The sequence below is a fragment of the Fibrobacter sp. UWT3 genome (assembly GCF_900230125.1).
Lineage (GTDB): Bacteria > Fibrobacterota > Fibrobacteria > Fibrobacterales > Fibrobacteraceae > Fibrobacter.
Genome location: NZ_OCSS01000003.1, coordinates 935,655 through 950,000, shown reverse-complemented (window position 1 = coordinate 950,000; position 14,346 = coordinate 935,655). Strand labels below are relative to the sequence as shown.

The window sequence follows — 14,346 nt, the reverse complement described above, 5'->3', positions numbered from 1 at the left end:
CTGTATCGGGCTGGTTTACGGTCGAAGACCGCGGAACGCTCATGCGCGTTGTACCTGTGGCAGATAGCCTGACGGAAGCCATCGAGAAGGACGACCTGAGGTGGAGGGTGGTTGCGGAATCGTACTGCCATGGCGGAAAGTCCGCGGTGGTGGTGCTCGATTTACCCGCGCAGGCAAGCGAGATTGTGGCGTTCTTCGAGCGTCTTGTTGACTTTGTAGAGACAAATGACGTGCAGACCTGGCCTGTGGGTTACCTGGTGAACCAGCTCCCGCCGGAAGGTTCGCTCAGTTACCTGATGTCGGCAGGCCGTAAGCTCGGGCTGCCTTCCTCCGCGATGACATGCCGCGAGACTCTTGTGCGCAGGCCGGAGATTAATTTGTTCCAGAAATCCCTCCTGAACCTGTACCGCCGCGGACGCGACAAGCTTGCGGGCAAGGACTTCACGGAATTCTGTGACGCGCTCTTGCCGGCGATGTCCCCGATGTTCTTCCGCGACCTCGCGAACGAAGAGGGCATGCGTAGCCTGAAGGTGCGCGAGTGGGGTTTCCGCTACCTGGTGTCTGCGTCCAGCACGCTCGATTCTCTGATGAAATTCAACGGGCTCCGCATAGAGGTTTGCGACTACCTGCTGCAGGGCCGCAAGCAGATATGGGTCGAAAACCCGGACATGTCGCTGTTGCTCGATTACCATGCGGGTGGCGTGCTGCGTTCCCTTTACCACAAGGATTCCGCGGTGAACCTGCTGAACGCTTGGCGCGACGATGCGGAACCGACCTTCGGCTTTTTGGATTGCCTCTTGCCGAATGCGGACATGACCGCGCAGCAGATAGAGCAGGCGCTCTCGATGCGTGAGTACCTTTTGCGCGACCCGTACGAGTACCGTATTAAACGCCTCGATTCTGGAGCGGAGATTGAACTCCTGGAAGAGCAGGGTTTTGCCGTGGGGGCAAAACGCGGCGTGTTCCATGTGGACAAGACGTTCACGCTGAACCCGTCTACCTCCGAGATTGTCGCGAATTACCAGCTGGGCAATTCCACCTACATGGATTCCCGTTGCTTCTTCGGTTCCATATTCGAGTTCGGCCTGATGGGCGAGGCCGGCGGCCGCATTGTGGTGGACGGTTTCGACATGAAGTGGGACGGCAAGAACCCGTTAGTTTATCCGGAAGCCAATAAGCTGGAAATACACGATTATGGCACGAAGTGTACCGTCACGATGTCTTTTGTAAAGCCTGCTGCGGTATTTATCGGGGCAATTTTCGGTGCATCTTCTTCGGCTGCGCCCGAGTTGTTCCAGGGCGTGAGGGTGTACCCGTTCTGGCGTACGGCACTTTCTGTTGCCGACGAGATGAACTTCAAGATTACTGTTTCGGTATCGAAGGGGTAACACGTGCGCGCGGACTTGATTGACATACAGGTCGAAGACCACGGCGACGATGTGGAGATTACGCTCTCCGGTTCGCTCGGGTCGTACCAGCTTGCCGCCGTGCGCGAGAAGATTGAAATGCTTGCCGATGGCCCCGGTTGCTTTATCTTTGTGAACCTGGAGCACGCGCATTTCAAGGTGGGCGACTACCTTGACTTGTTCCTGGAACTTTTGAACAAGTTGCAGGCGAAGGATTCCAAGCTGATTCTCATTTTCAAGAACGAGGAACAGGAAGCCTACTTCGCGAAGTACAGGAATATCTTTGAGATATACGAGAGCCGCGAGGCCTACAAGGATTCCGGACTTTCTAAGCAGTTGCTGCAGATTGGCGTGCATTACGGTTCCAAGACGGGCATACGATTGAGCCCGAGTGTGGCTATCGCGCTTTCGCTATTGATTGTCGGCTGGGCAATTACTTTGTTCTTGATAATCGCTGCGCAGGGGCGCGACATTGCCGATAAGCAGGCCCAGATTGTAGCGTTGCAGAGCCAGAAAGACCGCTACGTGCACGAAATCGAGCGCTTGGAAACCTCCATTGGTCCGCTCCGTAAGCTGGGCGTTATTGAAGACACCACGATGCTTACGTCGTTCGGTGTAATTCAGGACTGGGTGTCGTATCTCGAATTCCTGGAGAATAGCCGCCGTGAAAAGTAACGTGCGGATTCCCGGCCCGCTCGTGATCGCGCTGTTCGCGGTCGCCTTCCTGACGATACTCGTGTTTGCCGACATCTGGCTTGTGAGGCAGCGCCACATGGCGGAACTGGGCAAGCAGGAGATGAGCCTGCGTAGCGACTTGCAGAGGCTCGATACCTGGGGCCGCTGGACCATGGAGTACGTGAAGATAGACAAGGCACTTGCCTACCTTTCGAAAGGCCGCCTTACCGAGGATACCCGCCGGGAACTTACGGAACAGATTTGGCAGATTTCGCATTCCTATACGACTGACCCGCTCATGATTTTGGCGGTGGTGGCGCAAGAGAGCCACGGGAACCCGAATGCCCGCGGTCGCTTGCAGTCGGGAGCGTTTTCCGGTGCGTTGGGGCTCATGCAGATTAAGCTCGAGACGGCGCAGAAGATGGCTGCCCGCTTCGGGATGCGCATTGAATCTACGGAAGACCTGCTGAAGCCCGAGGTGAACGTGACCGTGGGTACGGCCTACCTGATCCGCCTCATAGGCAAGTACGGCAACTGGAAGGAGGCGCTTATCGCCTACAACATCGGGCATTCCGCTGTCGACAGGATGCTAGAACAGGGCCAGCCGCTGCCTACGGGCTATTACGAGAAGGTGCTCGCGAAGTACAGGAACCTCGCGAACAAGTCGTTCCTTTAATCCGATATTTTTTTAGTTTCGTCGGGTGGGGGCAGAAAGTGTGCCTGCATTTTAGTAAATTTAGGTTGATGAATTTTAGGCTTCTTTTTCCACTCGTTTTTGCGGGGCTCGCCCTGGCCGGAGAAATCCGGTACGACTGCCTGCATTTTGTGGAAGAGGGGCTTGCGAAGGACCCACGCCTTGTGGAGGCCAAGTTCGCGACCGAGGCAAAGAAAAACAGCCTTGACGCGCTGACCTCGGAGGTAATCCTCCCGACGCTCAATATCGCGATGATGGTGGGCCCTGCCCCCGGTTTGAAGGAATCCGTGGATAACTGGGGCGATACGGTGGATGTGTACGACTTTTCCAAGATGGGCCCGTTCTGGGGTGTCGAGGGCAAGTTCATCCAGCCGCTCAACTTTGGACAGTACCGTACGGGCAAGAAGGCCCTGGAGGCCGACTTAAAGCAGAAAACGTTCGCCATTGAGCAGGAAATCCACAAGAAGGATGTGGAGCTGCAGTCGTACTACTACAACTACCTGCTCGCCCGTGAAATGCAGAAACTTGCAAACGATGCGCAGAAGCGTGTGGACGAGGCCTACGAAAAGCTCGAGGAGGCGCTCGACGACGATGACCCGAACGTTTCGCAGATGGACTTGCTTAATCTGAAGGCGAAACTCCATACGGTGAAGGAAGGCGTCACCGAGGCGAACCTGGGCATGAAGCGGGTGCAGCTTGCCATAAGGTTCTCGCTCGGGCTTAATGAAGATGACGTGTTTACCGCCGAGGATACCTGCCTCACGGAGCGCCCTGAACGCTTGCCGAGCCTGGAAGAGGTAGAACAGTTTACCATGCGCTACCACCCGGAACTCAAGCAGCTTGCCGCAGGGCTCGATGCCCGCAAGCTCCAGATGGACCTTGCCGAGGCAAAACTTGCGCCCGAGTTCTTTATCATGGGCGAAATCGAGTACGTGAAGAGCTGGGCCGGTAACCGCAAGGTGATGGTGAAGGACGCCTTTGCCGAAGATGCAGTGAATAAACTTTCGGGCCTTATCGGGGTGGGGCTGCGTTACCGCCTGAACTTCTGGAAGAGCTGGTCGGATTTCCGTGCCGCACGTACGGAATACCGCGGGCTTCAGCTCAAGGAGAACTATGCCGCCTCGGGCCTCGTGGCGCAGGCGGTGGAACAGTATTACCAGGTGGAAGCCGCCAAGGAGAAAATGGACGCGCTCAAGGAGAGCCTGCGTGCATCGGAAGCCATATTGAAGGGTGCTGCAATGCAGTACGACCTGGACAAGTCCAAGACAGGCGACCTGGTGAATGCATACACGCAGAACGTGACGATGCAGAAGGACTATTACTTTGCCGTGTGCAAGTATAACGTGGAATTCGCGGAACTGATTTCCCGCATGGGCATGTCGCTCAGGGAATTCCGCGGGGAATTTAACAAATAGGAGAAGTGTATGATTAGGAAGATGTTTGCCCTGCTTACGGTGTTTGCCGTAATGGCGTTTGCAGCCGAAGACCCCGTTGCTGCCGTGAAGAAGAAGGATGCGGAACTGCAGACCTTGCTCAAGAAGTCGAGCCGCAACACGAAGGAGATTGAACGCGTGAAGTCGCTGCTGAACGACTCGTTCGATTTTGCGCTCCTGGCGAAGAAGTCGCTTGCGAAGGGTGACTGGGAAAAGCAGGATGCCGCCTCGCAGGAAAAGTTTGTCGCGGAATTCCAGCGTATGGTCCGCAATTCCAGCGCGAAGAGGCTTGAACTCTACCGCGCCGATTCCACGATTTACGAACCCGCGAAGATGAAGGGCAGCGACGAGGCCCGCGTGGTGGCGCACCTGTGGAACAAGGGCAAGGAATCCGTGCTCGAGTACAAGATGAGCCTCGTGAACGGCAACTGGAAGGCATGGGACCTGGTAATCGACGACCTTTCGACCGCTCGCAACTACAAGGAACAGTTCGGCCAGATCTTGAAGAACAAGAGTTTTGCCGAACTCATCGACATTATCAGCAAGAAGGCTGACGAAGCCGAAAAGTAATGGGCAGTGTTCTTCTTGGCTTGCTGATTTTCGCCTGCGCTGTCGCGCTGGTGGTGCTGTTTTTCCCGATTCGCTTCCGGATTGACTTCGGTGCGGACGAGAATGGCGGCGGGGCGAAGTTCTACATATACAAGAAGAATTTTTACACATGGGAAAAGTTCCGCAAGGGGAAGAGCCACGGCTCGGATGAGTCGCTGGACGACGATGAATTTGCGGGCAAGTCGCATGACGATTCCACGGATAAGTCGCGCGAAGATTCTTCGAGTGAATCGCATGACGAAGACAGCGCCGTGCCGGAGTTTGTCGCGACGGCCCCTGCAAAGCCTGTGGAGAAGAAGGCTGCCCCTTCGGCTAGTTCGGCAGGCTCACTAACCGGCTCAGGGACCTCATCGCCAATCGAAGTGAAGGCCGATGCGCAGGAAAAAACTGCGCCGGTTGAAACGGCAAAGGAGGCTGTGCAGGAGAAAACTGCACCGGTTGAAACTGCAAAGGATGCTGCGCCGGTTGAAACTTCGCCGAAAGCGGACGACGCGCAGCCTGCGGAAGTTAAACAGCCTGCGAAGGTCGAAACGCCTGCTGCGTCTGCAGAATCCGCGCAGCCTGCCGGTAACAAGAAGCCCGAAAAACGCGACCTTACGGATTTTGAATTCTGGACGCTCGTGCTCACTCCGGATTTGGACGAGCGCGGCTTCCGTTACGTGAAGCGCCTTCTGGTGGACCTTGTCCGCCTGTTCAATGTGAAGTTCGAGAACTGCTTTGTGGAAGGCATCCGTGCCGACTACAAGACCATGGGCTACGGTGCGGCACTCAACGGCGTTATCAAGGGCTTCCCGTTCCTTAAGGATTGGGACTTGCGCATGGACTGGTGCAACGAGAAGGATTTGCGGGTGCAGGGGAATATCCTTGCCCGCACGAACCTGTGCCGCGTATTGTTCTACCTGCTTGAATTGGCGCTGCTTGCGGGTATCGTGTTCCTGATTTTCTGGCGTCGCCGTGCCCGCGTGCTCAAGACCGGCGAACTGCCGGAGCTCGGGTTTGTCCGCCAGAAGATTCGCGCCTTTTTCGTGGAGGATTGATGCCCGCTTTGACCCTGGACCGCCTGTTGGCAAGTATCGGTTTTGGTTCCCGCAAGGAAGCCCGCGCGCTTGTGCGTATGGGGCTTGTCGAACTGGATGGCAACGTGCTTGACGACCCGTTTATGGAACTCAAGGAGCGCCCCGAAAACATCACGGTGAACGGGGAAGAGGTTCCGACCGTCGAGAAGTTGTACGTAATGCTCCACAAGCCGGTGGATTTCGAGTGCAGCCATCACCCGCGTGACCACAGGTCGGTGTACGAACTGTTGCCCGACCGCTTTTCGGCGATGGGCATACAGTCGGCGGGCCGCCTGGATGCGGATTCTTCGGGAATCATCCTGTTCTCGAACCAGGGTGACTTTATCCACAGGGTGGAAAGCCCCAAGAAGGGGTGCCTCAAGCGCTACCGTGTGACGTTGGCCCGCGAGTTCACCGAAGCGCAGGAGAAGGAACTCCTTGCGGGTGTGATGCTCAAGGACGAGCGGAGGCCCGTACTGGCCCGCGAGATTGTGCGCGAGGAAGGCTCGGTGGTGATTACCATAGGCGAGGGACTCTACCACCAGGTCCGCCGTATGTTTGCTGCCGTAGGGAACCACGTGGAGACGCTGGAACGCATTTCCATCGGTCCGCTTGTGCTGGATGAGAGTCTTGGAGAGGGGGGCTGGCGGTTCCTGACAGAGGCCGAAATAGCCTCGCTGATGTAAAAAAATAAAACCGGCGCAATGCGTCGGTTTTTGCATATCCGTGCGGGCTCTGCGGAAGCCGGCTCGGGTTAAATCTCGGATTGGACAGTATCTTCTTCGGGCTCTTCGACGGTTTCGCCGACAACGCCCTCGAGGCTGTTTATCTTGTTCTTGATGTCGTTGCTGAACTTGAAGGTGGGGACCATGCGTTCTTCGATCTGGACGGTCTCGCCGGTGCGCGGGTTGCGTGCGGGGCGGGCCTTGCGCGGCTTGCAAGCGAACGTGCCGAATCCGCGGATTTCGATGGTGTTACCTTCGATGAGCTTTTCTCCGAGGAGGTCGAGGAACTGCTCAATGACAGTCTTGATGTCGTTACGCACAAATCCGGTGGACTTGGCGATATCTTGAATCAGGGATTGTTTTGTTATGTTGGACACGACTAGAATCTTGGTTGATAGATTAGTTGATGCCTTAAATATAAGTTTAACAAAGAGTTAGCGGAAGGCCTAACCGAAAATTAAATATTTTTTTGGGGCTCTCGTTGCGGACAATGTGTGGATAATTGTTGTTAATATGTTGAAAAATGTTGAAAGTTTGAAAAACGCCGAAAAGCCGCCACGGACAACGTTCCGTCTGCGGGGGCTGGAGGTGTTCCCGAACACGATTCTATCCCCGATGGACGGGGTAACGGACGCGCCCTTCCGCAGGCTCTGCCGCGTGCTTTCGGGTGACCGCATGGGGCTTCTGGTGTCGGAGTTCGTGCCCACGGACGGCGATGCGGTGTTCAACCTGGAAGGCCACAAGCAGCTCCGGTTTTTCCCGGAGGAGAGGCCTTTCGGGGTGCAGATTTTCGGGCGCTTCCCCGACAAGATGGCGGATGCAGCCCGGAAGATTGCGGTGGCGCTCAAGCCCGACTATATCGAGGTGAATGCGGGGTGTCCGGCGCCGAAGGTGGCGGGCAAGGGCAGCGGCTCGGGTCTGTTGCGGGATTTGCCCCGCCTGCAGGAGATACTGCACGACGTGCGTGCCGCGCTGGACGGCTGCGGGGTGGATATGCCTCTTACGCTCAAGTGCCGTATCGGCTGGGACTCTGAGAGCATCAACGTGCTGGAGACGCTTGCGATTGCCGAGGGCGAGGGCGTTGAAATGCTTACGGTGCACGGCCGCACCCGCCTGCAGGGCTATAACGGCCTCGCCGATTGGGACTGGATAGGGAAGGTCGCCGCTGCCGCGAAGATTCCCGTAATCGGGAACGGCGACGTGAACAGCGTGGAAGTTGCCCGCGAGCGGATCGAGAACTATGGTGTGTCCGGCGTGGCCATCGGGCGCGGCGCCATGCACAACCCGTGGATTTTCGGGCAGATTGCGGATGCCTGGGAAGGCAAGCCGAAGCGCGTGATAACCGCGGGCGAGGCGCTCGACGTATTCAGGCTTTACTACGGTTTCAAGATCAAGGACGGCAGTACCGACAAGGGTGCCGAAGGCAGGCTCAAGCAGCTTGCGGCAAGGCTTTGCAAAGGATTCTGTTTAAATGAAGATGGGGCTGCCTCGCCGGAATGTCATCCTGGAGCCGAAGGCGATAGGATCCAGGTGCTGAACGGCGCGGAGGATGTCGCGATGCAGGTGCGACAGGCGCTCCTTTCGAGCAGTTGCTCTGCCGAACTGCTGGACCGTGCCGATTCGCTCAAGGAAGGCTTGGCAAAGGACCTGGTGTTTGACCCCGGCCGCCTTGTGAACCTGAACGGCGCCAAGGAAACTGAACTCAAGTTCGGCGACCAGTTCAAGGGCCGTTAGTCGCCTATATTATATTTACAAGGTGAGGTTTCTATGAATATTTCCCCTTTGTTCGCGGGTGCGCTTTCTGTACTCGCTGGTGTTGGAACTGCCCTTGCCGCCCAGAACGCGGTGATTGTCGATGACCTGCATCCGGGCGTCGTTATCGACAAGCAGAACATGATGGCGGCGGACCTTGCGATTTGGAACCCGCCCAGCCGTTACTACGATATGACCAGTGCGCTTGTGGACGGCGGCTACACGCTGTTCCGCTTCCCGAACGGAAGCCTTTCGAACGATTATCACTGGAACGGAATCGGCAGCTACGATAGCACCGGGCTCTGGACCGCGGATACTACGAAGTGGGCTCGCGGATTCTTGGGCGAGACGATTTACCGCGGCACAACGAAGGACAACTACGGCTTTGTTCGCAGGAGCCACCTTGCCGACGGCAAGAAGGAAACGATGTGGTGGGGCGAAATCCTCGACCCGGTGGACCCGCCGTGGATAGTGGTGGAATTCCCCGAGAAGATGAATCTCGATTCGTTGCAGATTGACTGGGGTGAACTGCGCCCGAAGGCGTTCGAGTTTGCGTACTGGACTACGGATTATGCCGAATATCCGGGCGTGCACCAGGCGCTTGAAAACAAGCTGAAGACGGAATCCGTGGTACGCGTGAATTCTGAGACCACCAAGTACAAGTTCAAGCAGCTCCGCACCCGCTACGTGGCGATACGCTTCAAGACTCCCGACCTGCCGAGCAAGGGCGTGCAGATTCGCGAGATGAAGCTGTTCAGCGGCGAGAGTGACTTGCTCGAGGGCAACAACTACAAGTTCTACGCGATGTCTACGCGCAATGGCGACAAGGCACGCACGGACTGGACCGACATCAAGTGGGATTTCGAAGCGTTTATGGAATACATCAAGACGCTCCCGAACGCGCAGGCCGTGATTTGCGTGAACGCGGGCACGGGAACCTCGAAGGAAGCCGCCGCGTGGGTGCGCTATGCAAACAAAGTAAAAGGCTATAACATCAAGCAGTGGCAAATCGGTAACGAACTTGACGGCGAGTGGGAAGAATCGGGCCCGATTTCGGCAAGGCACTACGCCGCGCGTTACCTGGAATACGCCCGCGCGATGAAGGCCGTGGATTCTACGATTGTCTTGCATGGTCCGCTGTTCAGCACGCACAAGATGCAGCAGAAGGGCGCAGGCCTGCTCGATGGCAAGTACTGGATGGAAGAATTCCTGCGCATTGTGGGCGAGGCCGAAAAGAAGGATGGCAAGCGCTACCTCGACGTGGTGGACTTGCATAATTATCCGTACTGGACGCCCAACGAGCCGAAGCCTGCCGAGATGCTCAAGGCGATGCTTGACGTGGGCCCGAACATGGATACTCTTGATGTGTGGATGAAACGCCACCTCGAAGGTGAACGCCGCGTGTTCCTCTCGGAATTCAGCACGTGCGTGCAGGGATTCAGCCTGCTCATGGATTACCCGCAGGCGACCGCGGTGGCGAGCATCTTTGCCCAGCACGCGATGCGCTTTGGTAACCGCCTGCAGGTGCTCCCGTGGGATGCGTTCGGCAACCTGTTCAAGGGCCCGGACGATACCTGGGGTACCATCAGCATGACGGCGTTGTTGAAGGAAGGTTCCTGGAATTACTGGAAGTCCTTGGAACCGACGGCGGAATATTACGGGCTGTACATGACGTACAAGCAGTTCCTGGAAGACGGTTTTGCCGTACTGCCCGTTTCGAGCACGAGCCCCGATGTGGAGGCGTATGCGATTGGCAAGGGCGATTCCGTGCGTGTGATGCTTGTGAACTTGTCCGAAGTCCCGCAGGTGGTGCAGGTGGACCGCGCAAGCGTTGCCGCTACCGGGAGTACCGAAGTGGGCAAGGGCGATCTGGTGCGTACCGAGGTGGATATCTTTGGCGCCGAGCAGTTCAAGTGGGTAGGGACTAGGCAGGATGCCTTCCCGTACCCGAAAATGGGCCCGAGTGGGCGCCGTATAAACCCGAGCAAGTCGAAGGACATCACGATTCCCGCGTTCGGGCTTGCCGTGGTGCGCATCAACCCGAAGGTCGTCGGGCTTGACAAGGCGACGAAGGAGGATGCGGCGACCCCGCAAATCATCGCTGCTTCCCTCGAGAAGAAGGTACTCCTTGCAGGCGATACGATAGACTTGTTCGTGACGGCGGTGCAGGAAAACGGCCAGCTCACGAATGGCTCCGTGAGCGTGGGTAACTGGGGCAAGCGCGGCATGATCGAGGTAGCCGCCGTTCCCGATGACGGCAAGTGGAATGCGTCCATCGAGAGCTTCAACGTGAAAATCCCGATTCCGCCCGAAATGTATTCCGCCCCGCGGGAACTCCGCGTTGCTGTACGGGGGCTTGGCGGGAAGGTTGCCGTACTCGATATCCCGTTCCGCGTGCGTGGCGCCTACCGCACGACGATGGTCATGCAGAACTTTGACAACGGGCTCGACGCGGTTGACTGGTACCCGGTCGCGAACGGTGACAACTCGACAACCATTGGCGCGAAGGTGTTCAACGGAGCGCCCCCGCACGGAGGCTTTATCCGCCATGATTTCCAGATTGAGCAGCCGCCTGCACAGAGCTGGCCGAACTTCGCGGGTGCCTACTACGTAATACCCGAAGAAGTCCACAATTCCGTGGGTATCGTGTTTGACTATGCGACGAACCACAACAATCCCGACGGCTACTTCGAAGTGCAGATTGCGAGCAGCCAGGTGGAAGACTACGACGAGTTCATGGTCCGCTTCAAGAACACCCGCGGTTCTTGGGTGCGCGACACGCTCATCTGGGAGAACATGAAACAGGAAGGCTGGGGCAAGACTATCCCGCAACTCGACCCGAAAAAGATCAAGAACTTCGCCTTCCGCGCACGCCATAGCGGCATGGGCTACATCAGCCTTGACAACATCTACCTGCTTGGCGAAGACGGCGAGGAAATCCCGATGCCGCGCGGACTGAGGAGACTGAGGTAAGATATGGATAAAGAACCCGAAGTACACGATGTGAAGGAATTGAACGGCGCCTCGCCCATGCAGAAGGGGCTCGCCGTATTCTTCGTTATCATGTCGCTCTTGTACACTGCGTCACCCATCGACTTGGTGCCCGATGCCGTTCCCGTGGTGGGCTGGCTCGATGATGTCGGCTTCCTTGTGACTGCGACGATGAATGCCGTGCAGCAGTTCACGAAGGACCAGAATTCCGCCATGGTGAAAATCCTGAAATACGCCAAGTGGTTCATGGTCATCGCCGTCGTGATCGCCGCGCTGTTGCTCGGCGGGCTCATTGCCGCGATTGTGGCGCTGATTGCGAAGTAAGAAATCTTTTCCAAAAGTGGGTTTTATCCCCTTACTAAGATAAGGCGAATGTTGGCGCCAAAGTCGCTATTTGCCTCCAAAGTGTCGAGCATGCCGAGAATTCTGTACCCTTTGAGTGTGCCAAAGTCTGCTTCCTGCAATTTTGAGAAGAGTTCTTTTGCGACGGGATGTGTCAATGGATTCCAGTTTGGGTCTATGTTGCCATTGGAGTCGTACTTGTCATCGAGAACGTCTTCGTATTCGTCATCGGTGTATTCTGGAAGCCCTAGTGCGGCCCAAATTGTCTTTTTGATGGCTGTACTTTTTTCTATAAGGGAACTTGCATAGGAATACATTTTGGCGGGAGTTGTCTTTTTGACTGAACAAAAGGCGAATAAATCGTCGGAATCCGATTCACTATATGCTGCTTTTAGTTCGTTAGACACGTTGTTGAATTCATTGGCAGGAAGGTCTTGCAGATTTTCAAAATAATCATAGTCAATTAACCATTTGAAGTTATCGTGTAGCGGCATGATGTAATTCCATGCTCCATTAATATGTTGTTCGGCATATACAGATATGTTCCAGGACATGCGTGACTCCTTGACTCGCGAGAGCGCTTGTAGTGTGTTTCTTAATCTATTTTATTCTGTGCGCGCGCACAAGAGCTCGGAGTGGAGTGCTGCTTTGATGGCGACGAGTAGGGAAAAAAGCAAAAAAGAGGCTTTCGGGCCATTTTTTTTGTTTTTGTTAGTTCCTTTACGTGGACCATGCAGGAGTTTAATAAGAGGGTAGCATAAGCTACTATATTCATTGCGCAACCCCCAAAAGGTAAAACAATGGCAAAAATCAACTATAGCTCCGAGACAAGGGAACAGGTCATCAAGCTGGTCCTGAAAGGCGAAAAGTCAGCAAACCAAATAGCCAAGGAACTCGGAATCGGGCCCAATACAGTCGGTCGGTGGGTAAACGAGTACCGCAAGGAACACAACCTGCCGAGCTACCGCGAGGAACGGCGAATCCGCAAGGTGTCCGTCGAGGAACTCGCCGCCAAGAACAGGGAACTGGAAAAACTCCTGAAGAAGCGTGAAAAGGAGCTTGCGGACGAGAAGGAGACGGTAGAGATCCTAAAAAAATCCCTGCACATCTTTATGCGACCACACGACTGAAATGCGAGGCGATACACGTGAACCGCAAGAAATACTCAGTCAGGAAGATGTGCAGAGCCCTAGGAATACCGCAGTGTTCCTACTACCAGTGGTCGCGCCAGCAGGAAAAACGTGCCGAGAAGAAGGCCCGCGAAGAACGGCTTGTCCAGAAGGTCCGCGACACCTTCGAAGAAAACCACCGCGTGTACGGTTGCCCGAAGATGCAGGCGGCACTCCATGACAAGGGTGACGAGGTAAAGGTGTGGAAACTGCGCCGCATCATGCGCGAGAACGGTCTCTATCCGGTCACGCTCAAGAAATGGAAACCCTACCGCAAGGGCAAATGTGACTCCATGTACAGCGAGAACCTGGTGCAGCGGAAGTTCGATCCCGACAGTCTGAACGCCGTCTGGGCCGGCGACATCACCTACGTCAAGACTACGCTTGGCTGGGTGTACCTTGCCGTGGTACTTGACCTATGCAACAAGGAGGCGGTGGGTTATGCCGTGAGCAAGAACATCGACACGGAACTTGTCAAGCGCGCGTTGTCCAATGCCATCATGCAACGCGGCCATCACGACGGACTAATCTTCCATTCCGACCGTGGCGTGCAGTACAGCAGCATGGGCTACCGCACGATGCTCTCGGAGAATGGGATAACGCCCTCGATGAGCGCCCCGGGCTGCCCCTACGACAACGCCTGCATGGAAAGCTTCTTCGCAAGCTTCAAGAAGGAGATGGCCTACAGGCGAGACTTCAAGGACATCGAAGACGTGCGGGAGGCCGTTTTCAGGTACATCGAGCTGTTCTACAACCGGAAACGGCTCCATAGTTCGCTCGGTTACATGACACCGGTGGAATATAGGCTGTCAAAACAGGCTGCCTAGACCACAAGGGTATACCACTTAACAAGAAAAAAGGATATATTTTAACTTAACCGGTAATGAATATGGTTGTTCATGAACCCACTATTAAAAAAACTACAAATCCAACGTAAAAATTAGATTATATTGGTGAAAAAAGAGGCTTATATAAGGTAATCGCGTTTTTTGACATAAGTTTGAGCTTTGCTCTTGGCTTTCATTCAAAATCGGCAAAATTTTGTATTCACGGAAGACTGAGTGCACTGACTCGCGCCCAATGGCGTGGGTTTTTGCGTTTATTCCGTGATGGTTTTGCCGAACCTTGAATGAGTAAGTTGCATGAACTCCACGCTTTTTTTGTGGAGTTCTGGCAGCCGAGAGTGAACGACATCTATTGTCGCTCGCTCATTTTATATTAAGGACTGTCGGCAAAACCTGTGGATAAATGCGAGAACTTTATGAAAAAAAACTCTCGAACTTAACAAAACTGCTAGCGAAATCTGTTCAGAAGTACTGCATTGATTGCTGGCTTAATGTGATAAGGAGACAACAAAATGGCTAATGAATTCGATTATTCTCAAGAAAAGCTTGCTGAAGAACTGAAAAAATATCAAGAGTGGACCATGCAGGAGTTTAATAAGAGGGTAGCATAAGCTACTATATTCATTGCGCAACCCCCAAAAGGTAAAACA

At 55.2% G+C, this 14,346-nt stretch carries 14 protein-coding genes (1 of these 14 cut by a window edge); 12 read left to right on the top strand and 2 right to left on the bottom strand.

Features of this window, described 5'->3' with window-relative positions:
- From CRO08_RS15535 to CRO08_RS15505, 7 genes are all read left to right on the top strand, one after another.
- Positions 1-1,388, top strand: the 3' portion of a protein-coding gene (locus CRO08_RS15535; protein ID WP_097036929.1) for an alpha-amylase/4-alpha-glucanotransferase domain-containing protein. It extends 466 nt beyond the left edge of the window; the window shows 1,388 of its 1,854 coding nt (coding positions 467-1,854); its start codon lies beyond the left edge, outside the window; the stop codon is at positions 1,386-1,388.
- Positions 1,389-1,391: 3 nt separating this feature from the next.
- On the top strand, positions 1,392-2,081 hold the full coding sequence (locus tag CRO08_RS15530) for a hypothetical protein (RefSeq protein WP_072812453.1): 690 nt from the start codon (positions 1,392-1,394) through the stop codon (positions 2,079-2,081).
- The gene (locus CRO08_RS15525; protein ID WP_141398418.1) at positions 2,071-2,757 is read left to right on the top strand and encodes a transglycosylase SLT domain-containing protein; all 687 of its coding nucleotides are present in this window, start codon (positions 2,071-2,073) and stop codon (positions 2,755-2,757) included. The genes CRO08_RS15530 and CRO08_RS15525 overlap by 11 nt, the downstream gene beginning before the upstream one ends.
- A gap of 68 nt (positions 2,758-2,825) precedes the next feature.
- The gene (locus CRO08_RS15520) at positions 2,826-4,190 is read left to right on the top strand and encodes a TolC family protein (RefSeq protein WP_097036927.1); all 1,365 of its coding nucleotides are present in this window, start codon (positions 2,826-2,828) and stop codon (positions 4,188-4,190) included.
- A 9-nt stretch (positions 4,191-4,199) separates the two neighbouring features.
- Positions 4,200-4,778 (top strand): phospholipid-binding protein MlaC, encoded by a 579-nt coding sequence (locus CRO08_RS15515; RefSeq protein ID WP_097036926.1) that lies wholly within the window; start codon positions 4,200-4,202, stop codon positions 4,776-4,778.
- The gene (locus CRO08_RS15510) at positions 4,778-5,854 is read left to right on the top strand and encodes a hypothetical protein (RefSeq protein WP_097036925.1); all 1,077 of its coding nucleotides are present in this window, start codon (positions 4,778-4,780) and stop codon (positions 5,852-5,854) included. Before CRO08_RS15515 ends, CRO08_RS15510 begins: the two co-directional genes overlap by 1 nt.
- Entirely contained in the window at positions 5,854-6,558 is a 705-nt protein-coding gene (locus CRO08_RS15505) for a pseudouridine synthase (protein WP_097036924.1), read from the top strand. The genes CRO08_RS15510 and CRO08_RS15505 overlap by 1 nt, the downstream gene beginning before the upstream one ends.
- Before the next feature lie 68 nt (positions 6,559-6,626).
- Here the strand turns inward: CRO08_RS15505 and CRO08_RS15500 are convergent, their stop codons facing one another.
- Positions 6,627-6,983 (bottom strand): HU family DNA-binding protein, encoded by a 357-nt coding sequence (locus CRO08_RS15500; RefSeq protein WP_176495176.1) that lies wholly within the window; start codon positions 6,981-6,983, stop codon positions 6,627-6,629.
- A 127-nt stretch (positions 6,984-7,110) separates the two neighbouring features.
- Between CRO08_RS15500 and CRO08_RS15495 the strand changes: the two genes are divergently transcribed.
- Genes CRO08_RS15495 through CRO08_RS15485 form a run of 3 tightly spaced genes read left to right on the top strand, consistent with a single transcriptional unit; the run spans position 7,111 to position 11,664 of the window.
- The gene (locus CRO08_RS15495; RefSeq protein WP_097036923.1) at positions 7,111-8,331 is read left to right on the top strand and encodes a tRNA-dihydrouridine synthase; all 1,221 of its coding nucleotides are present in this window, start codon (positions 7,111-7,113) and stop codon (positions 8,329-8,331) included.
- A gap of 33 nt (positions 8,332-8,364) precedes the next feature.
- Positions 8,365-11,322 (top strand): glycoside hydrolase family 44 protein, encoded by a 2,958-nt coding sequence (locus CRO08_RS15490; RefSeq protein WP_097036922.1) that lies wholly within the window; start codon positions 8,365-8,367, stop codon positions 11,320-11,322.
- Positions 11,323-11,325: 3 nt separating this feature from the next.
- Positions 11,326-11,664: a DUF1232 domain-containing protein gene (locus CRO08_RS15485; protein ID WP_097036921.1), complete on the top strand. Its 339-nt coding sequence runs from the start codon at positions 11,326-11,328 to the stop codon at positions 11,662-11,664.
- Between the two features lie 23 nt (positions 11,665-11,687).
- Here CRO08_RS15485 and CRO08_RS15480 read toward each other — a convergent pair whose 3' ends face one another.
- Complete coding sequence (locus CRO08_RS15480) at positions 11,688-12,236, bottom strand: hypothetical protein (RefSeq protein WP_141398417.1); 549 nt, start codon at positions 12,234-12,236, stop codon at positions 11,688-11,690.
- A gap of 246 nt (positions 12,237-12,482) precedes the next feature.
- On the opposite strand from CRO08_RS15480, the gene CRO08_RS15475 reads away from it, so the two are divergent.
- Both CRO08_RS15475 and CRO08_RS15470 read left to right on the top strand, forming a co-directional pair.
- On the top strand, positions 12,483-12,812 hold the full coding sequence (locus CRO08_RS15475) for a transposase (RefSeq protein ID WP_097034692.1): 330 nt from the start codon (positions 12,483-12,485) through the stop codon (positions 12,810-12,812).
- 17 nt (positions 12,813-12,829) lie between these two features.
- Positions 12,830-13,678 carry an IS3 family transposase gene (locus CRO08_RS15470; protein ID WP_176495013.1) on the top strand — a complete coding sequence of 283 codons (849 nt, stop codon included), beginning with the start codon at positions 12,830-12,832 and terminating at the stop codon, positions 13,676-13,678.
- Positions 13,679-14,346: the final 668 nt, after the last annotated feature.

What these genes read in the sequence shown, in the direction of transcription:
- CRO08_RS15510 (WP_097036925.1), top strand. Translation starts at nt 4,778, where the DNA reads ATGGGCAGTGTTCTTCTTGGCTTGCTGATTTTCGCCTGCGCTGTCGCG.
- CRO08_RS15480 (WP_141398417.1), bottom strand. Translation starts at nt 12,236, where the DNA reads ATGTCCTGGAACATATCTGTATATGCCGAACAACATATTAATGGAGCA.
- CRO08_RS15490 (WP_097036922.1), top strand. Translation starts at nt 8,365, where the DNA reads ATGAATATTTCCCCTTTGTTCGCGGGTGCGCTTTCTGTACTCGCTGGT.
- CRO08_RS15475 (WP_097034692.1), top strand. Translation starts at nt 12,483, where the DNA reads ATGGCAAAAATCAACTATAGCTCCGAGACAAGGGAACAGGTCATCAAG.
- CRO08_RS15520 (WP_097036927.1), top strand. Translation starts at nt 2,826, where the DNA reads ATGAATTTTAGGCTTCTTTTTCCACTCGTTTTTGCGGGGCTCGCCCTG.
- CRO08_RS15485 (WP_097036921.1), top strand. Translation starts at nt 11,326, where the DNA reads ATGGATAAAGAACCCGAAGTACACGATGTGAAGGAATTGAACGGCGCC.
- CRO08_RS15495 (WP_097036923.1), top strand. Translation starts at nt 7,111, where the DNA reads ATGTTGAAAAATGTTGAAAGTTTGAAAAACGCCGAAAAGCCGCCACGG.
- CRO08_RS15505 (WP_097036924.1), top strand. Translation starts at nt 5,854, where the DNA reads ATGCCCGCTTTGACCCTGGACCGCCTGTTGGCAAGTATCGGTTTTGGT.
- CRO08_RS15515 (WP_097036926.1), top strand. Translation starts at nt 4,200, where the DNA reads ATGATTAGGAAGATGTTTGCCCTGCTTACGGTGTTTGCCGTAATGGCG.